Here is an 18,715-nt window from a genome sequence, read left to right as displayed (position 1 = left end):
TCAGGCCCGAGGACGGGAACGTCCGGCCTCGTGCGACGGACGCCCCCGACCCGGGCGATCCGTTCGCACCGGCAGCCCACCGGCAGCCCACCGGCCCTGATTCCTCGGCGCGCAACGCACTCTCGCTGCAGCCGGCGCCCGCGAGCACCACCGCCGTCCCCACTTCTCACGAGGTCCCCGATGCGTTCCTACGACGACCTCATCACCGAGGCGAGCGCCGCCGACGTCACCGGCTGGGACTTCGCCTGGCTCGAGGGACGCGCCACCGAGGAACGCACCCCCTGGGGATACGCGCAGCAGCTCGCCGCCCGCCTGCCCACCGCGAGCGCCGCCCTCGACCTGGACACCGGCGGCGGCGAGATCATCGCCGGCGTCCCGGCACTCCCGCCCCGCACGGTGCTCACCGAGGCGTGGGGGCCGAACGTCGAGCGACTGAGGACGCGTCGGCACGCCGGCACCGGTGCCAGCGATGCGGTACCGACCGTGGTCCCGCAGGTGGTCCAGGCCGCCACCGACCAGCTGCCCTTCGCCGACGCCACCTTCGACCTCGTCACCAGCCGCCACCCGATCACCCCGCACTGGCACGAGATCGCCCGCGTCCTCACCGACGACGGCACCTACTTCGCCCAGCACGTCGGCCCCCGCTCGGCCTTCGAGCTCATCGAGTACTTCCTCGGCCCGCTCCCACACGCCCGCACCGCCCGCGACCCGCAGCACGAGAGCGCCGCAGCCCACACCGCCGGCCTCACCGTCACCGACCTGCGCACCGCCCGGTGCCGCATGGAGTTCCACGACATCGGCGCCGTCGTATGGACCCTGCGCCGCTGCGTGTGGTGGGTCCCCGACTTCACCGTCGCCCGCTACGAACCCCAGCTACGGGACCTGGACGCACAACTACGGGCCGGGCAGCCCTTCGCCGCACACTCCACCCGCACCCTGATCGAGGCCCGCCGCCGACCCCGCCGATCCCACTGACCTCCCGTTGACCAGCGCCTGACCCAGGCTGACCAGTGGCTGCGCTGGGGTTCTGGACCTTCCCCGAGCCCAGGAAGGCCAAGAACCGCAAGCACCTCGACCTCAACCTCGACGACGGCACCGACGGGGAAACCGAACGACAGCGCACCCTCGCCCTCGGCGCCCGGCAGATCTCCGAGCACCACGAGTACGGCAACCAGCGGGTGTGCCTCCAAGACCCCGAAGGCAACGAGTTCGACCTGTCCGCCGGCCACTGACACCCACCACCGGCACCTAACGATCCGAAAGAGCCAGCTCAGCCCCGAACCCGACCAGCACGCTCCCCGTCACACCGTCCAGCACACGCAACGCACCACGCCGACTCAACCGAACCCGCCGCAACAACACCCCAGCCCGCTCCACCCCGAAAATCAGCACCGTGAACCAGAGCATCCCCTCGACATCGTGCACCGCCGCCAGCAGCACACCCATCGGCAGATGAGGCACACCATCCGGGACGAACTGGGGGAGCATCGCCATGTAGAACACACCGACCTTCGGGTTCAGCAGATTCGTCATCAACCCACGCCGAAACGACACCCCCAACGTCACCCCACCCGACGCCGACCGCGCTCGCCGCGACGGCACCTCCGGGCGGTTCTGCGTTCCGGGGGCATCGACGTCCACGGGCCCGGCGCCCGACTTGCGGGCACCCGAGGCTTCTCCAGCCGAGGTCCCCGCCGCCGAGATTCCTTCGGGTGAGGTTCCGCAGGGCGAGGTTCCGGTGGGGGATCGGCGCACCAGGCTCAGCAGCAGTCCTCCGCCCATCCACATCACGTAGGCGGCGCCGGCGATCCGCAGCGCGGTGTAGGCGGTTTCGGACGTCGTGAGCAACGCGGTCGCACCTCCGGCTGCGGCCGCACCCCAGATCAGAGCGCCGGTGTTGATCCCGAGGGCCGTCATGAACGCGTGTGCGCGGCCGTGCACTGCCGCGCTGCGCAGCACGAGAGCGGTGTCCAGTCCGGGCACGATCGTCAGCAGGCCCGCAACGAGGGCGAAGGAGGCGACAGCGGAGAGCACGTCCATGGGGTCATCCTGCACAGGTGTCGGCGCCCAGGGCGGGTCGGCAGCCATACCCGTTCTCTGTCACGGCAAGCCCACCGTCCTGCTCAGCGCCCGCGACGCCCGGCCCATGAGCACGGCCGAGACCTACCGCGCCGCCCCCAGTGCCGGGTCGCTCGGCGAGCACCGGGCAAGGCCGGTGAAGGCCCGGGCAGCTGCCGACGTCCGCTCAGAATCGTGATGCCTGCCGGTACCCGAGTCGACAAACGAAGCAGGTGAGAACCGGGACGTGTGCCAGGGATACGAGTTCCCATGTCGTCTAGGGCTTTTGACGTTCACCAGGAAGAGCTTTGAGCTCAAAGCCTGTTATTAAAACCTAGCGGGTATACACCCCGGTCGGCTGGTCATGGTATCCCTTCCAGCCCACCCTCAGCGCCAGATCGCTGCGCCATTCGCCCGTGGCCAGGGCTCTTTCGGCAACCACGGCGAACGGGTGCCGGGGCGTCCAGCCCAGGTCGACCTGGGCCCGGCGGCTGTCGTAGACCCGGTCGAGCGTCGGCAGCATCGGCCAGTCCCTCTCGTCGAACGCCGCCATCAGCTCGGGGTACAGGCGTCGCACCACGGTGGACGCGTCGCTCGCCAGCGCCCCGAGGTCACCAGCGGTGAACGGGGTCGGGGCGCTGATGACGTAGCGGCCGAATCCCAGGGTGGCAGCCCGTTCGGCCGCGAGCAGGTGCGCGCTCACGACGTCCTCGAGATCGACACGCCGATACAGGAACTCGGCGACCTTGAGGCTTGTGTCGTGGGCCTCGGGGCGCACGTCGTCGGCCTCCGGGAAGAAGCGCGACGTCTTCAGCACCACCACCGGCAGCCCCTGGTCACGTGCCGCCAGCTCGCACAGGTCTTCGGCGGCGATCTTCGTCGCGCCGTAGATGTTGCGCACCAGCGGACGCACATCCTCATCGACCCACGCCGCCGGCTCCCCCGGCCCCGGCATCATCGCCCGCCCGAACGTGCTCGTACTGCTGGTGAACACGACACTCTTCACACCCGCGCCGACCGCGGCCTCCAGCACATTCAGCGTGCCCGACACGTTGACGTCCACGAACTGCTGACGACTGTGCGACCCCACGTGCGGCTTGTGCAGTGTCGCCGCGTGCAGCACGTGATCCACGCCGTCCATCACCGAGACGACGAGCGACGCGTCCGTGATCGAGCCGGTCACCGACGTGAACTCCCCCGCCAGCACATCGACCCCGGTGACCTCGTGACCGGCCTCCCGCAGGGTACGCACCAGCGCCTCCCCCAGGTGCCCCGACGAACCCGTCACCAGATACCGGCCCACGCCCACCCCTCTCGACGCCTTGAGAAGAACACCCTACGAGGGGCAGCCCCTCACGCATGTGGCTGTTCTTGATTCAGTCGTCAGAGAAGAAGTGCTATAGCCTGTTATCAAAATAAAGCTTACGGGAACCGAGCCGGATCGCCGTATCAAAACTGTCCGAGGTCGCCACCCGGGGCATCGGTGCTGGGCGATGACCGGACCACGCTCGCGTGGGCGAGTGCGTTCGGTTACGGCCGCACCAAGGACTCTTCGTCCGGGGCGGGCCGGGTCAGAGGGTGATGAAACCCCTCTCCCCGCAACCCTTCAGGGCCCGCTCAGATGGCCGCCCGGCGGCCCCCACTCCCCCGGCCGGGATGCTGGACGACGTGCCCGGGTCGTCGTCCGATCCACCGCCTGACCAGGGCCTCGACATGGGCCGGTTCGATGACGTCCGCCCACCGCGCACGTGCGGCTCCACCTCCCGGGCGATCACGAGCACCAGACGTGCGGCCGGCTTCTTCCGCCGGTCCAGCCCGGCCCGGGCTCAGACGTCCGTCCTGCTCACTGCCCCACTCCCCCGGTCTCGGGCCACCGGCTGAACAGCACCGTGCCCCGGCCGCCGGTGCACTCCTGGAACGGATGAGCACCTCCTGAGCACGAGACCGGGCGGCCCGGCATGAGAGGGTCTGGGCCGTGATGAAGATGATCGACGCCGGCCTGAGCGATCGTCAGGGCCGTCCGGTGACGCTGCGGGGCATCGACGACGAGAACTGGCGGGCCGTGGCCGATGTGGTCCCCCGCGACGACCAGCGGGACTGGGTGGCCACCTCGGGCGCCCGGTACCTGCTCCTGAGCGAGCGCGAGGGGGTGTGGACGTCGCTGGCCGTGTACGCCGGGGACGAGGTCGCCGGGCACATCATGTACGCGTTCGACGACGATGACGAGCGGTACTGGATCGGCGGCATGCTGGTGGACGAGCCGGCCCAGCGGCTGGGGATCGGGCGGGCCAGCATCGTCACGCTCGTGAGCTACCTGCTGGAGCTCGAGGACTGCGACGCGGTACGGCTGTCGGTGCACGACGAGAACACCGCGGCCCGCAAGCTCTACGGCTCGGTGGGGTTCACCGAGCTGGACAAGGACGAGGACGGCGACTGGACGGCCGAGCTCACCGAGCTCACCTCCTGATCCAGCACGCTGCGGTTACGGCCGCCGGCCTTGGCCCGGTACAGGGCCGAGTCGGCGCGCCGCAGCAGACCCGCGGCGTCCTCCTGCCCGTCCCACACCGCGACACCGATCGAGACGCTCTGGCCGTGCGGCACGACCTGGCGCAACGCGTCGAGGCGCTCGAGGCCGGCGCCCGTGCCCGGGCAGTGCACGAGCGCGGCGAACTCCTCACCGCCCCAGCGCGCGAGCACCGGTGAGGGACCCAGCGCGGCGCTCCAGGCCTGGGCCGCCTCGCGCAGCAGGTCGTCACCGGCCGGGTGGCCGTAGGTGTCGTTGTAGGACTTGAAGTGGTCGAGGTCGAGCAGCGCGACCAGCAGGAACGTGCCCGTGCCGCGGGCGGTGCCCATGGCCCGCTCCAGGTCGAAGTCCCACGAGCGGCGGTTCGACAGGCCGGTCAGCGGATCGGTGCGCGCCAGCCGGACCAGCTGCGCGGACTGCGAGCGCAGTTGCTGCAGCAGGCCCCAGATCCGGGCCACGACCATGACCAGGAGCACCAGGGAGCCCAGGCCGAGCAGGACGGAGCCGGAGTGGCGGCCGGTGGCCGCGCGGACGATGAGCACGGCCGAGGGCAGTCCGGCGGCGAGCGCGAGGACGCTGAGACGGGCGACGGTCAGGCCCGCGACGGGTGGGCGCTCGTGTGCGGGTGGGGTGTCGTGGTGGGCGGTGGCGGCGGCGCAGCCGAAGAAGAGGTAGCCGGCGGCCCAGATGATGTTCATCCAGACGGCGAACTCGTTGCCGCCGCTGGTGAGTTCGACGATGTTCTGGGCGGTGTCGGCGGCCAGGGTGCAGGACAGGGACGCGACGACCCACCAGAAGGTGGCGCCGCGGCGGCCCGGGTCGGCCAGCAGGCGCAGGCCCAGGAAGAGCAGCAGGACGTCGAGCAGGGGGTAGAGGGTGCCGACGATGCGGGCGGCCGGGGGCTGGGTGGTGTCGGACACGAGCGGGAGCACGACGAAGACCAGGGCCAGGACGCCGGTTCCGGTGGCGACGATCGCGGCGTCGAGGACTGCTCCGAGGGCGGCGCCGACCGCGGGGCGGCGGGTGCGCCGGCGGTCCAGGGCCAGGACGCCGGCGGCGGTGGCCAGGTAGGAGACGACGAAGAACACGTCGGCCGGGGTGGGCCAGTACTCGTCCTGGCGCAGCTGGATGCCGAGCAGGACGAGTTCGCCGGCCAGGCAGAGGGCGAGGCTGAGCAGGAGCCAGGTCCAGGGGCGGCGGCGGGCGGCGGGGACGCGGCGGGAGGCCAGCAGCAGGAACAGGGTGCTGAAGGCGACCGAGGCGGTGTAGGCGACGCCGAGCAGGTCGGAGCCCCGGGGGAACGCGAGCATGGACGCGGCGGTCCCGGCCGCGGCGGTCCCGGCTCCCCACGGGGAGACGAACGATGAGAGGGGCGCTCTCACGGGACGTCCACCGGTTCGCCGGTGGGGGTCCAGATCCCGAGCCGGTCGCGGCCCGCGTTCTTGGCCCGGTAGAGGGCCTCGTCGGCGCGACGCAGGAGCTCGGCGGCGTCCTCGGTGCCGTCCCAGCGGGCGGCACCGATCGAGCAGGTCTGGGCGAAGGGCACGAGGGCCCGCAGACCGTCGAGAACGGCCAGGCCGTGGCGGGTCTCGGGGCAGTGCACGAGCACGGCGAACTCCTCACCGCCCCAGCGGGCGATGCGTCCGCCCGGCCCGACGCCGGCGCTCCAGGCGCGGGCGGCCTCCTGCAGGAGCTCGTCGCCGGCCTGGTGTCCGTGGGCGTCGTTGTATTTCTTGAAGTGGTCGAGGTCGAGCAGGCCGACGACGAGCACCGTGCCGGCCTGGGTGGCGGCGGCCATGGCCCGGGCCAGCTCGAAGTCCCAGGATCGACGGTTGGCGACACCGGTCAGGGGGTCGGTGCGGGCGACGAGCGCGAGCTGCTCGGACTGGCGGCGCAGTTGCTGCAGGAGGTCCCAGATCCGGCTGACGACCATGACCAGCAGCACCAGTGAGCCCGCTCCGAGCCAGATGTCGTTGCGGCCGTCGCCGGTCAGGGCCAGCGCGATCTGCACGACGGCGGGCAGTCCGGCGGCCAGGCCGAGCGCGCTCAGGCGCACCACGGTGAGGCCCCCCTCGCCGGAGGCGTCCGTGGTCGCGGGCGCGCCGGACGAGACATGCGAAACGGGTGCGGCGGGTGCGGCGGGGCCGCGGGCGCTGACGGCCCCGCAGCCGACCAGGACGTAGAACAGCAGCCAGGCGGCGTCCATCCAGCCCGGGAAGTCCTCGCTGCCGGTGGTGAGCACGATGACGTTCTGCGCGACGTCGGCGGCCAGGGTGTCGACCAGCGCCGCGATCATCCACCAGCTCGCGGCGACCTGACGGCGGGGGCCGATGAGCATGCGGGCGACCAGGTAGACGAGCATCACGTCCATCAGCGGGTACAAGCTGCCGATCAGGCGGGCGCTGACGCTCTGACCGGGGTCGGCCAGGAGCGGCCCGACCAGGAACACCACGGCGAGCACGGCCAGGGCGCAGGTGACGATCGCGGCGTCCAGCAGGCTCCCGAACGCGGGGCGGTGGTGCCGCTGGCCGTCCAGGGCCAGCACGCCCCAGGCCAGGGCCAGGTAGGCGCTGATGTAGACGACGTCCGCGCCGGAGGGCCACTGCTCCACGCCGCGCAGGTGCAGCACCACGAACCAGGTCTCCCCGGCCACGGACAGGTACATCATCCAGAGCATGCCCAGCCAGGGACGGCGCCGGGCCGGTGGGACCCGGAACACCGCGACGCTCACGAACACGGCCGAGCACCCGACCGACGCGAGATAGGCCAGCGGCGAGCCGGACAGCGCCCCGAACGGGACCGACACCAGCGCCACCACCCCGGTGACCCCCGTGACCAGCCGCCCCGCGCGTCCCCCATCGATCGTGCTCACCCGTGCGCCACCCGCGCCGGTGGGACGCAGACCACGAGCCGGTCGCGCCCACTCCGCTTGGCCCGGTAGAGCGCCTCGTCGGCCCGGGCGGTCAGGCTCGGCCCATCCTCGGTGCCGTCCCAGCGCGCGACCCCGCCGGCCGCCACGATCGCCGCGTCCAGCAGCCCGCCGAACGCCGGACGCCGGACGGCTCCCTCCAAGCCCAGCACGCCCAGCACGAACGGGGCATAGGCGGCGACCGCGAGGACGTCGCCCGGGGTCGGGAACACGTCCGGTGACCGCAGCCCGTAGATCACGGCGAGAGACTCGGCGACCACGAAAACCAGGCTCGAGGCGCACAGCAGCTGGTACGGGCGGCGCTCGCGGGCCGGCAGCACGGCGGGCAGGCGCAGGGTGACCACGACGGTGAACAGCACCGACACCACGACCGAGACCAGGTAGGTGACCTGCTGGGTGGCCGACCCGGGACGGGGCCCGGCGGTGAACAGGGCGGCGGCGACGCTCAGGGCGGCCAGCAGGCGCAGGGACAGCGCACGCAGGGACAGCGCGCGCGGGGGCACGACCGTCCCCGCCGGGAACGGGAACGCCCTCGTCCGCGCTGCTCGAACGCTCACGTCCATCTCTCGGTCGCCGTCGCGGGGGCGCCCACGGATGACGGCCACCGGAACCGGTTCGGGCCAGAGGCGGTCACCGAGCGTGAATGCGGGGCGGGACTTCGACCGGGTCAGCCGGTACCGGCCCACTGACCGGCCCACTGACCGGCCCGCTGACCGGCCCGCCGAGCGGTCCCATGACCGATCGGTTGCGGCCCAGGCGCTTGGCCGCGTAGAGCGCCTTGTCGGCCCGGCCCAGCAGGGCGGTCGCGTCCTCGGTGCCGTCCCAGCGGACCACGCCGATCGAGCAGGTCTCCCCGTCGGGCACCAACTCCCGCAGCCGGTCGATGCGGGCCAGGCCGGTGCCCTCGTCCGGGCAGTGCAGCAGCGCCACGAACTCCTCACCGCCCCAGCGCGCCAGCAGCCCGGCCGCGCCCACCCCGTCGCTCCAGGCCGTGGCCGCCCGGCGCAGCAGGTCGTCGCCCGCCGGATGCCCGAACGTGTCGTTGTAACGCTTGAAGTGGTCGAGGTCGAGCACGGCCACCAGCAGGGTCGTGCCGGTCGCGGCCGAGGTGGCCAGGTTCACCGGCAGTTCCTCGTCCCAGGTGCGCCGGTTGGCCAGGCCGGTCAGGGCGTCGGTCGCGGCGAGCGCGCCGAGCTGGCGGGTCTGCTCGTCCAGCTGCCGGTGCAGGTCCCAGAAGCGGGCCATGACCAGGCCGAGCAGCACGGTGGTCGCCGTGCCGAGCGCGATGACCTCGCCCCGGCCGCGCACGTCGGAGACCAGGAGCAGCACGGTCGGCAGGGCGGCCGCGACACTCAGCCCGATCAGCCGCTGCCCGGTCACGCGTGCACCCTCGTGCCCGGCGGGTGTCACCGGTGGCTCGTAGCCCTCGCGGGAGCGGTACGCGGCCAGCGCGACACACAGGTAGAACAGCAGCCACAGCGTGTTCATCCAGCGCGGGAACAGCGCCGAACCGGACGAGGCCGCCATCACCTCCTGGCCCACGTCACCCGCGCACAGGCAGGCCAGCCCCACGACCAGCAGCCCCGTCGGCAGCGTGCGCCCGCCCGGCCCGGTCAGCAGCCGCGCCGCGAGGAACACCGTCAGCACGTCGATCAGCGGGTACAGCGTGCACACGATCTGCCCGGTCACGTCCAGGTCGCCGTTCACGACCATCGGCAGCACCAGGTAGACCAGCGCCGTCGCGGCCGCGCTGACCGTCACGATCAGCGTGTCCAGGGTGCCGCCCACCCGCAGCCGCCCACCGCGCTGCCGGTCCAGGCCCAGCACCCCGATCGTCAGCGGCAGGTACGAGGCGATGTACAGCGCGTCGGCCGGGGTGGGCCAGCGCTCGGTGTCCAGGAACTGCAGGTACTTGAACACGACCTCGGCCACCAGCGCCACCACCAGCGAGGCCTGCATCCACCGCCAGGCCCGCCGCCGTGCCGGGGGCACGTGCCGCACCGTCAGCGAGATGAACGCGGTCGCCAGCGCCACGGCCGCCACGTACAGGGCGGCCGACGCGGCCGAGCCCAGCGCGGGCACCGCCGCCACCGGCACGCTCAGCACCGCCAGCACGCCGACCAGCCGGGTCAGCAGCGGCACCGGGCACAACCTGTCCACCACGTCAGCAGCCCCCACCGACTCGTCCGCGCGTCCACCGGCCCGATCAGGCCGCGTTCCCCAGCCGAAGGTCTGGGAAGCCCCGGACATCCCTTGTCGACAGCCGACTTCCGCGCCTGTGGCCCGCCCGGGCCGAGCACCTGCCCGGCCCACAGATCACAGCTGCGCATCACGCTGCGCAACACCGGGCGAAGAACGGCATAACCGGACAGAATTGGACCGAACTTTTCCGGGCCGCCGCGCATCGAACGTCACTGGAACCCCCAAGCCACCTACCATCCGATTGCCAGGGGAGGGCACCATGCACACCCAGCCCGCGAACCGCACCAGCCGCCGCGGCTTCCTCACCCTCGCCGGCGCCGGCCTGCTCGCCGCCACGACCACCGCCGCCACCCGCCCGGCCAACGCACGCGGCACTGCCCGATCAGCAGCCGGCGACATCGACTGGGCCGCCCTGCGCACGAGCCTCGACGGCACCCTCCTGCGCCCCGGCGACACCGGCTACGCCACCGCGTCCCGCCCCTACAACGCCGCCCTCGGCACCCGCCGCCCGGCCGCGATCGCCCAGGTCACCGGCCGAGCCGACATCCAGCGCTGCCTCAAACGGGCCGCCGGGCACGGCATCCCGGTCGCCGCCCGCTCCGGCGGCCACAGCTACGCCGGCTACTCCACCCCCGACGGCGGCCTGGTCATCGACGTCCGCCGGGCCCGCAAGATCGTCGTACGCGCCGACCACACCGTCACCGTCGGCGCGGGCGCCCACCTGTCCGAGGTCTACAGCGCGCTCGCCGCCCGCGGCCGCGCCCTGCCCGGCGGCACCTGCCCCACCGTCGGCGTCGCCGGCCTCACCCTCGGCGGCGGCATCGGGATGCTCGCGCGGCCCTACGGCCTGACCTGCGACCACCTGACATCGGCGCACGTCGTCACCGGCACCGGCGAACTCGTGCTCGCCGACGCCAGGCACCACAGCGACCTGTTCTGGTCACTGCGCGGCGGAGGCGGAGGCCAGGGCGGCATCGTCACCGACCTGACGTTCACCACGGTCGCCGCGCCCACCGTCACCGTGTTCTCGCTGACCTTCCCGGCCGAGGCCACCGCAACCGTGCTCAGCACCTGGAGCCAGTGGATCCACCAGGCCCCCAACGCCATCACGTCGGTGTGCCACGTCGACGGGGACGCCCGCCCCACCAACCGCGTCGTCGGCACCTTCGTGGGCACCCCGTCCAAACTGCCCCCGCACCTGAACGCCCTGATCGCGCAGATCGGCAGCCAACCCACCGCCCGCCGCACCCACAGCTACACCTACCTCGGCGCGATGAATCACTTCACCGGCGGCAAGACCGGCCGCGAGAAGTTCCGCGCCGCCTCCCGTATCGTGCCGCGCCCCCTCACCCCGGCCCAGGCGCAGCAGGTCGTCCAGATCGTCGCCCAGCACCCGGAGATCGTGCTGCTGTTCGACTCCCTCGGCGGAGAGGTCGCCGACCTGACGCCCACCGACACGGCGTTCGTGCACCGCAAGGCCACGGCATCGGTGCAGATCTACACCTCCGACGCCCGCGGCGACGCGGCCGTGCTCGCCGTGCAGCAGGCCCTGACCCCCATGACCGGCAGCGGGTCGTACGTCAACTACCTGAACGCCGGCCAGAAGAACTGGGGCCAGGCCTACTACGGCAAGAACCTCACCCGCCTGCGCAAGGTCGTCACCACGTACGACCCCCACGGCGTGCTCGACTACGCCCAGAACGCACGCAACGCCTGACTTCTCACTCCTCCTTGCCGACGTCGACGAGGACCTTGCCGACCGCACCCCGCTCCACCGCGTCGTGCGCACCGGCGAGGTCCCCGAACCCGAACCGCAGCAACGGCAGCCCGTGCTCCTGCCCCACCGGCAGGGCCCCGTCAGCCACCGCCGCGGACACGTCCTGCGCCGCGGCCCGCATCACCGCCTCGCCCACCGTGTAGAGCAGCACGAACTGCAGCCGCACGTTCGGGCCCATCCCCGCGCCGATCTCCAGCGACACCTGGTTGCCGCCGTCGTTGGCATACACCGCCACCACCCCACGCGGCTTCACCACCGCCAGGTCGATGCCCAGGTTCTGGGCGAGCGAGACCTCGACCACCACGTCCACCCCACCCGGGGCGACCTCACGCACCCGCGAGACCACGTCGTCCGTGCGGTAATTGATGACGTGGTGGGCACCCGCCGCTCGCGCCAGCACCTCCTTCTCCGGTCCACTCACGGTCGTGACGACCGTGGCGCCCGCCCAGCGCGCCAGCTGGATCGCCGCGTGCCCGACCGCGCCGGCACCCCCGGCGACCAGCACGACCCGCCCCTCCAGCGCACCCGGCGCCAGACGCGAGGGACCGTCCTCGGCCACCGTCAGCGCCCGGTGCGCCGTCATCGCCGGAACCCCCAGCGACGCACCCACATCCAGCGACGCACCCTCCGGCAGCTTCACCACGTGATGCTCCGGCTGCACCGTGAACTCCTGCGCCGTGCCCGTCGTGCCGTAGTCGGGCGCGGCCAGGTAGATCCACACCCGATCGCCCACCGCCAGGTCGTTCACGCCCGGGCCGACCGCGTCCACGACCCCGGCGCCGTCCTGGTTCGGCACCGACTCCTCGGCGCTGCGCTCGCGGGTGCTTCCACCCGCGCGGGCCTTCCAGTCGGTCGGGTTCACACCGGACACGACCACCCGCACCCGCACCTCCCCCGGGCCCGGCTGCGGCACCTCGCGCTCCACGACGGACATGACTCCCGCGTCACCGGTCTCGCTGTAGACGATCGCCTTCACTGCGGATCTCCCTCTGCTCGCCGAGTGTGCGTCCGGTGCCAACCGCCGGCGCCGCACGCATCTTCCCCCGGAGCACCCCGGCCCAGCTGCTCCAGCGCAGGCCAGGTCGTGGGCAGGAACAGAAGAACTCCACAATGATGGACGCGCCGAACCGGCTCCCCCTGTCCGTGTCGGTTTGGCGCGGTGGCCGGGTCTATCAACGCGCTCAAGCCTGTTATCAACAGGATCGCGACAGTGATGAGGACGACCGCGACGAGGACCGTAAAGATCCCCGGCTGCCGATCAGGCACTCGGCACTGAACGAAGCCACAAGGCGCGTGAGCACAACGGGTTCATGATTTCCACGCCAGGAGGGCATCCGACGCGGCCCATCCGTCGCAGGACGGGGCCCCACCCCCGCCCCAGCTCCGCGCCCCGTGGAAGGCCGCGCAGTTCGGCGGCGGGAACCGGCTCTCCAGCAACAGACCCAGCCAGCCCCCACAGGCACCGACAGGCCAACAGGCACCCACCAGACGCCCACCAGACGCCCACTCAGGCACCCCACTCAGGCACCCCACTCAGGCACCCCACTCAGGCACCCCACTCAGGCACTCACCAGGACCACGGTCACCACGCTCGTACCCGTCGAGCGACTTCGCCCCAACGAGAATCGCGCTGCTTTCGATTATCGATAATCGAAAACAGCACACCCTTCGGCCCAGGCCCGGTGGCGATGACCGTGTGACCGTCCGGGTTCAGCGGCGCCGCAGGGCGCAGAGTGGCTGATGGTGGCAGGGGGTCAGCCACCGCAGGGTGCCGGGGCCCGATGGTGCCGAGCGTGAGGCGCCCGGCACCACGCACGGACAGCCCCGGACTGCCTCTGACGGCCCCCCGGCATGAGGGCATCAAGACTCAGGGGTCGCGGATCAGGGCCCAGGATCAGACACCATGCGAGCCACGCGGTCAGGGCACCCACGCGGTCAGGGCACCCACACCGTCAGGGCACCCACACCGTCAGGGCACCCACACCGTCAGGGCACCCACACCGTCAGGCACCCACGGTGTCGCGCCGGGCTTCCAGGGCGGCGAGTGCTGAGGCCAGGGTGCGGCCGTCGGCGCGGGGGGTGCTCTCGCGCAGCTGGACGTGGCCGGTGACGCGCACGGTCTCGACCGGCGTGCCTGGTTCGCGGAGGGCGAGTTCGACGGCTCGTTCGCCGAGTTCCTGCAGGGGCACGCCGACGGTGCTGAGGGCGGGGGTGACGTCGCGGAGGGTCTCGATGTCGTCGAAGCCGGCGATGGCCACGTCGCGGCCGGCGACCAGGCCGGCCTCACGGATGGCGGCCATGGCGCCGACGGCCATCACGTCGTTGACCGCGAACACGCACGAGACGTCGGGGGCTCGGGCGATCAGGCGCTTCATCGCCTCGTAGCCGCCGTCGCGGGTGAAGGCCGCACGCAGCACGTTCTCGCGGGCCAGGCGGGTGCCGGAGCGGCGCAGTCCGTCGCGGAACCCGGCGAGACGGTCCTGCGACGTCAGCACCGCCGGGTCGCCGGCCAGCACCGCGAACTCCCGGTGGCCGAGCTCGACCAGGGCCTGGGACAGGGCCTGGGCCCCGGCGCGGTTCTCGATGGCCAGCGTGTCGACCGGCAGCACCGGCTGGGTGATGGCCGCGACCCGGCCGCCGCCCTCGACGTAGGCCTCGAACTCCTCGATCAGCCGGGCCGTGGCCACCTGGTCGGAGGTCCGGCTGCCGACCAGGACGATCGCCCGCGAGCGCTGGCGGCGCAACCGGGCCACGCTCTCCAGCTCGGCGCCCGGCCGCCGCCCGGTGGTGGCGATCGTGACGGCCAGGCCCTGGCGTTCGGCGACCGTGATCACCCCGGCCGCGATCGAGGAGAAGTAGGGGTCGGCGATGTCGTGCATCACCAGCCCGACGGAGTCGGTGCGGCCTCGCGCGACGGCCTGGGCATTGGGGTTGGGCGCGTAGTCGAGGCGGCGGGCCGCCTCCAGCACCCGCTCACGCAGCTCGTCGGCGACCTTGCGGTTCTTGCTGCCGTTGAGGGCGCGCGAGGCGGTGGCCAGGGAGACCCCCGCCAGCGCGGCCACGTCGGCCAGCGTCACCAGGGCCACGCCGCCGGGATTTCTCTCGACATCACGCATGGCAGCGATTCTGCCCTGCCGCGAGCGCTCATGAGTCCACGTCCTACGAGGTCAGAGGCCATCGTTCGGCCAGGGGAAGCCCAGGTCGGCGACACGCACGGCCTGTCCGGTCAGCAGCGAGCGGTTACCGGCGATGCCCACGGCGACCGATCGCACACCGTCACGCCACGAGGCCGCCCGCCCCAGCGGATCGTGCCCGCCCGATCGGGGTGAACCACCGGCGAACAGGTCTCCGAGCATCGTCGCATCGCCCCCGCCATGGCCTCCGGTCCCCTCCGGGATCGGGACCTCGCGGGCGGGTTCGAAGTGTTTCTGCACCACCAGCCGCTCCGAGACCGGGCGCTGACGGTCGTCGGCGACCAGGTCGGGCCGGGCACTGGGGTCGACGACCACGTGACCGTCGCCGTCCACCGTCACCGATCCGCGTTCGACCACGGTCAGTTCGGCCCGCCCGAGGGTGCCGTTGACGCCGACGGTGTACCCCTCCCAGGGTGCGTGCGCGTTCAGGGAGTAGCTCATCGTCGAGTGACCCGTGTAGTCGACGACCAGCGACAGGTTGTCCTCGATCGTGATGCCCTCGGTGAACACGTCCTGGTCGCGGCGGTACCCGTCGTGGTGCTCCTGCTCGAGGTACAGCTCGCGGTAGGCCGGGACGGTGCGCAGGTCGAGGCTGAACGCGTCACGCGCGGGATCGTCGGTGGTCCCCCGTTCCGGACGCGGGCCCCGTTCCAGCGCGGTGCCGTAGAAACGCAGGCCCCCGCTGGCGAACACCCGCGTCGGCGCGGCGCCGAGCCACCAGTTCACCAGGTCGAAGTGGTGACTGGACTTGTGCACGAGCAGCCCGCCGGAGTTCACTTTCTCGCGGTGCCAGCGCCGGAAGTAGTCGGCGCCGTGCGCGGTGTCGAGCAGCCACTCGAAGTGCAGCGACGTCACCGCCCCGATCTCACCGGAGGCGATGAGCTGACGCAGGGCGGCATTACGCGGCGAGTAGCGGTAGTTGAACGTGACCACCACGTCCCGCCCGGTGCGCTCGACCGCCTCACTGATCGCCCGCACCCCCGCCTCGTCGATCGTCAGCGGCTTCTCGACCACCGCGTCCGCACCGCCCTCGAGCACCGCGACCACCGCGTCGGCGTGCACCCGGTCGAGGGCCGTTACGATCACCCGGTCGAGGCGGTGCTCGCGCACGGCCCCGGCGATCTTCGTGTGGTCGAACCGGGCCGGCCCGGGACCGTCACCGAGCCGGGCCTCGTGCACGTCGAGCCGGCCCGGGTTCGGGTCGGCCCAGGCCACGAGCTCGCCGTGCTCCGCGAAGTCACCGGTCAGGGCCTCGATGTACATCCCGGCCCGGGCCCCGGTTCCGACGATGCCGTAACGCGTCACCATGTCTGGCCTTTCGGTACCGGATAGGCGTTGAGGTAGCCGCACATGCCGAACGTCGCGGCCTCCGGCCTCGTCATCCGCGACACGCTCGCCTCCCGCAGGTGCGTGTGGTCGCCACTGGTCAGGGCGGCCAGGTGGGCCGCGGTCGCGTCGACGGACGCGGCGGCCCCCTCCGCGAGGATGTCCCGCCAGTTTCCCAGCAGGTCGTGGACGAGGTGCGCGGCGGACGCGTGGAAGGCCGCCAGCGGTTCGGGGTCTGCGGCCTCGGCCGCCTCGCGCAGGGCGAGGAATCCCTCGACGGCCAGGTCGCGGCGCTGACGGGCCCGTTCGGCGGAGGGAACCCCGTCCGGGCCCGTCAGGTCGCGAGCCTTGTCGTAGGCGGCCCGGTCGCCCAGGTGCGCGGGCGGGAAGGTGAGCACCGCGTCCCCGGCCTCGGGCAGCCCCGAGTTCTGCATCAGCACCAGCACGTTCAGGTCGCCGTCGTTGACCGCGCGGTGGATCGTGCCGGGCGTGAACCACGCCACGTCCCCCGGCTTCAGAGGCTGCTCGGAGAAACCCTGGGCCGTCAGCGTCTGCAGCCGCCCGGCCCCCGAGACCACGACGTACGCCTCGGTGCAGGCCAGGTGCAGGTGCGGGGATCCGCCGCAGATGCCGTCCAGCGCCTCCCAGGGATACACCGCCAGGGCGCTGATCCCCACCGAGCCCGGTAGGGCACTCATGCCGGCGCCCCCGCGAGGTAGGCGAGCACGTCGTCCTTCGACCAGGCGCCGTCGGCCACCACGAAACGGTGCGACAGCGTGAGGGTCTCGTCGGGCGGCAGCACGATCTCGGTGTGGAACGCGGGCGAGGGCGCGATCGCCGGGAACGGCTCGTTGCGCACGAACCACGTCAGCTGCCCGTGCGAGGTCTCCCCCGCGACCGCGAGAATCGTCACCTCCCCGTCGATGTCGTCGTTCGGCCCGGTGTAGGCCAGCCATGGCGACGCGGCGCCCATCGCCTCCGGCCCCGCCCCGTCGGCGGCGAGCACCGTGCCGCCGGTCAGGCCGCGCGGCCCCCGCCAGAACCACCCCGTGTAGCCGGCGTTCTCGCGTCCGTGCGTGGTCGGGCTGCCCAGCTCCAGGTTCTCGCCGCGGATGTTCGTGAGCTCACTGGCGACATCCAGGGCGTACGAGCCGTTCTCCCGGTCGACCGCGTGCACCCGCAGCGTGCGCCTCTCGCTCACCCACGCCTCACCGGCCTGCGTCACCCAGGTCAGCTGCTCCTTGAGCGTGAGCTCGGTGCCGTCGTACTCGATGATGTCGAACCCGTCGTGCCGCATCCCACCGACGTTCTCCAGCGGGACGTAACCCTCGCCGTGCACGTAGCTGAAGCCGCCCCAGAAGTTCTGGCCCGACACGTGCGACCAGGTCATCTGAAGACCCTTGTGCCAGCGGTGGTCCCACGGCCGGTAGGCGCTGACCGGCGCGCCCCCGAGCGTGCGGATCGGGTGCAGGTAGGGCTTGGGCGCCTCGAACTGCGGGATGTCCGCACCGTAGACGTACTGCAGGATCTCGACGGACCCGACACCGACGCCGATGTGGTGACCGTGCTCGTGGGTGACGGTGATCATGAGAGCTCCTCCGGACGACCCGGGCGCACCGGCTTGTACTGCCCTCCGCCGTCCAGCTGTGTGTAGAAGGGGTTGTCCTCGGTCAGGTCGGTGCGCAGCACCGGCCGCCCGGTGATCGCCGACTGGTAAAGCCCCGTGACCAGTTCGAGGCTGCGCCGCCCGTCGTGACCGCTGGCCGGTGGGCGCACCCCGGCGTCCATCGCGTCGAGGTAGGCGCTGAGCTGCGCGGCGTGCGAACTCGCCTCGTCGGTCTCCGGCGCCCAGCCGTCGGCCTCGACCCCCTCGCGCGGCGTCCAGGTCCAGTGGGAGTTGTCGTAGCCGTACAGGTGCGAGACCTCGACCGTGGCGTCGGTGAAGTCGAACCGCAGGTAACTCTCCTGACGGGGCGACAGCACACTGTTGACCACGCTCGCCAGAGCGCCGCTGGAGAAGGAGACCGCGGCGACCGACACGTCCTCGGTGCTGACGTCCCGGTCGAGAGTACCCATCAGCGCGCGGATCTCGTGCCAGTCACCGAGCAGCGACAGCATCAGGTCCATCTGGTGGATGCCGTGGCCCATGGCCGGGCCACCGCCCTCGGTCTCCCACCGCCCGCGCCACGGCACCGCGTAGTAGTCGTGGTCGCGGTACCAGAGCGTGTGGCAGACCGCGACGTGCGGACGGCCCAGCGTGCCCTCGGCGACCTGCCGGCGCAGCGTGCTCGCGGCCGACCCGAACCGGTGCTGGAACACGTAGCCCACGTAGGGCCCGTTCTCGCCCTCGGCCGCCGCCATCGCGTCGTACTCGGCCAGCGACAGCGCCGGCGGTTTCTCGCACCACACCCAGGCGCCCGACGCGAGCACGGCCGCAACCGCCTCACGGTGGGCGCCGGGCGGGGTGCAGATCGAGACCAGGTCGGGTCTGGCCTCGGCGAGCAGGGTGGCCAGGTCACCGAACGCCTGCGCGATGCCGTGCTCGGCGGCGAACGCGGTGGCCCGCTCCGCGTCCAGATCGGCGACCGCGACCACCTGCGCCCGGTCGCCCACCGCCTCCACCGCGGACAGGTGGGCCCCGGCGATGGCACCGGCCCCGACGATCGCGACCCGGTACGGGGTGCCGCTGGGCATGTTCGTCCTCC

16 protein-coding genes are annotated in these 18,715 nt (G+C 72.2%); 4 read left to right on the top strand and 12 right to left on the bottom strand.

The features are described 5' to 3' along the window. Positions 1-180 precede the first annotated feature (180 nt). The gene (locus tag J2S57_RS28335; RefSeq protein ID WP_307248610.1) at positions 181-975 is read left to right on the top strand and encodes a methyltransferase domain-containing protein; all 795 of its coding nucleotides are present in this window, start codon (positions 181-183) and stop codon (positions 973-975) included. Between the two features lie 35 nt (positions 976-1,010). Further along, on the top strand, positions 1,011-1,232 hold the full coding sequence (locus J2S57_RS28330; RefSeq protein ID WP_307248607.1) for a VOC family protein: 222 nt from the start codon (positions 1,011-1,013) through the stop codon (positions 1,230-1,232). A gap of 16 nt (positions 1,233-1,248) precedes the next feature. On the opposite strand, the gene J2S57_RS28325 is transcribed toward J2S57_RS28330, so the two are convergent. Together J2S57_RS28325 and J2S57_RS28320 are read right to left on the bottom strand one after the other, a co-directional pair. Beyond that, positions 1,249-2,088, bottom strand: coding sequence for a LysE family translocator (locus J2S57_RS28325; protein ID WP_307248605.1), 840 nt, complete (start codon positions 2,086-2,088; stop codon positions 1,249-1,251). A gap of 304 nt (positions 2,089-2,392) precedes the next feature. Next, positions 2,393-3,361, bottom strand: a complete 969-nt coding sequence (locus J2S57_RS28320; protein WP_307248603.1) for an NAD-dependent epimerase/dehydratase family protein — start codon at positions 3,359-3,361, stop codon at positions 2,393-2,395. Positions 3,362-4,036: 675 nt separating this feature from the next. On the opposite strand from J2S57_RS28320, the gene J2S57_RS28315 reads away from it, so the two are divergent. After that, positions 4,037-4,525: a GNAT family N-acetyltransferase gene (locus J2S57_RS28315; RefSeq protein ID WP_307251133.1), complete on the top strand. Its 489-nt coding sequence runs from the start codon at positions 4,037-4,039 to the stop codon at positions 4,523-4,525. On the opposite strand, the gene J2S57_RS28310 is transcribed toward J2S57_RS28315, so the two are convergent. The 4 genes from J2S57_RS28310 to J2S57_RS28295 form a co-directional block, all read right to left on the bottom strand. Continuing rightward, positions 4,444-5,964: a GGDEF domain-containing protein gene (locus J2S57_RS28310; RefSeq protein ID WP_307248602.1), complete on the bottom strand. Its 1,521-nt coding sequence runs from the start codon at positions 5,962-5,964 to the stop codon at positions 4,444-4,446. The two genes, J2S57_RS28315 and J2S57_RS28310, sit on opposite strands and share 82 nt — an antisense overlap. After that, complete coding sequence (locus tag J2S57_RS28305) at positions 5,961-7,454, bottom strand: GGDEF domain-containing protein (RefSeq protein ID WP_307248600.1); 1,494 nt, start codon at positions 7,452-7,454, stop codon at positions 5,961-5,963. The genes J2S57_RS28310 and J2S57_RS28305 overlap by 4 nt, the downstream gene beginning before the upstream one ends. Further along, entirely contained in the window at positions 7,451-8,068 is a 618-nt protein-coding gene (locus J2S57_RS28300; protein WP_307248598.1) for a hypothetical protein, read from the bottom strand. The genes J2S57_RS28305 and J2S57_RS28300 overlap by 4 nt, the downstream gene beginning before the upstream one ends. A 73-nt stretch (positions 8,069-8,141) precedes the next feature. After that, entirely contained in the window at positions 8,142-9,653 is a 1,512-nt protein-coding gene (locus tag J2S57_RS28295) for a GGDEF domain-containing protein (RefSeq protein ID WP_307248596.1), read from the bottom strand. Positions 9,654-9,972: 319 nt separating this feature from the next. Here J2S57_RS28295 and J2S57_RS28290 point away from each other — a divergent pair, with 319 nt between their 5' ends. Beyond that, on the top strand, positions 9,973-11,430 hold the full coding sequence (locus J2S57_RS28290) for an FAD-binding oxidoreductase (protein WP_307248594.1): 1,458 nt from the start codon (positions 9,973-9,975) through the stop codon (positions 11,428-11,430). A gap of 4 nt (positions 11,431-11,434) precedes the next feature. Here J2S57_RS28290 and J2S57_RS28285 read toward each other — a convergent pair whose 3' ends face one another. The 6 genes from J2S57_RS28285 to J2S57_RS28260 all read right to left on the bottom strand — a co-directional run bounded on the left by J2S57_RS28285 (position 11,435) and on the right by J2S57_RS28260 (position 18,704). After that, positions 11,435-12,466 (bottom strand): NADPH:quinone reductase, encoded by a 1,032-nt coding sequence (locus tag J2S57_RS28285; RefSeq protein WP_307248593.1) that lies wholly within the window; start codon positions 12,464-12,466, stop codon positions 11,435-11,437. A 1,027-nt stretch (positions 12,467-13,493) separates the two neighbouring features. Next, complete coding sequence (locus tag J2S57_RS28280; RefSeq protein WP_307248590.1) at positions 13,494-14,606, bottom strand: LacI family DNA-binding transcriptional regulator; 1,113 nt, start codon at positions 14,604-14,606, stop codon at positions 13,494-13,496. A gap of 51 nt (positions 14,607-14,657) precedes the next feature. Further along, on the bottom strand, positions 14,658-15,992 hold the full coding sequence (locus J2S57_RS28275; RefSeq protein WP_307248588.1) for a Gfo/Idh/MocA family protein: 1,335 nt from the start codon (positions 15,990-15,992) through the stop codon (positions 14,658-14,660). Further along, positions 15,986-16,708 carry a cupin domain-containing protein gene (locus J2S57_RS28270; protein ID WP_307248586.1) on the bottom strand — a complete coding sequence of 241 codons (723 nt, stop codon included), beginning with the start codon at positions 16,706-16,708 and terminating at the stop codon, positions 15,986-15,988. The genes J2S57_RS28275 and J2S57_RS28270 overlap by 7 nt, the downstream gene beginning before the upstream one ends. Continuing rightward, positions 16,705-17,598, bottom strand: a complete 894-nt coding sequence (locus J2S57_RS28265) for a DUF6807 domain-containing protein (protein ID WP_307248584.1) — start codon at positions 17,596-17,598, stop codon at positions 16,705-16,707. Before J2S57_RS28265 ends, J2S57_RS28270 begins: the two co-directional genes overlap by 4 nt. Beyond that, positions 17,595-18,704 carry a Gfo/Idh/MocA family protein gene (locus tag J2S57_RS28260; RefSeq protein WP_307248582.1) on the bottom strand — a complete coding sequence of 370 codons (1,110 nt, stop codon included), beginning with the start codon at positions 18,702-18,704 and terminating at the stop codon, positions 17,595-17,597. The genes J2S57_RS28265 and J2S57_RS28260 overlap by 4 nt, the downstream gene beginning before the upstream one ends. Between the last annotated feature and the right edge of the window lie 11 nt (positions 18,705-18,715).

Origin of the sequence: Kineosporia succinea, from assembly GCF_030811555.1 — a bacterium.
Taxonomy (GTDB): Bacteria; Actinomycetota; Actinomycetes; order Actinomycetales; family Kineosporiaceae; genus Kineosporia; species Kineosporia succinea.
This window is presented reverse-complemented; position numbering and strand designations above follow the sequence as displayed.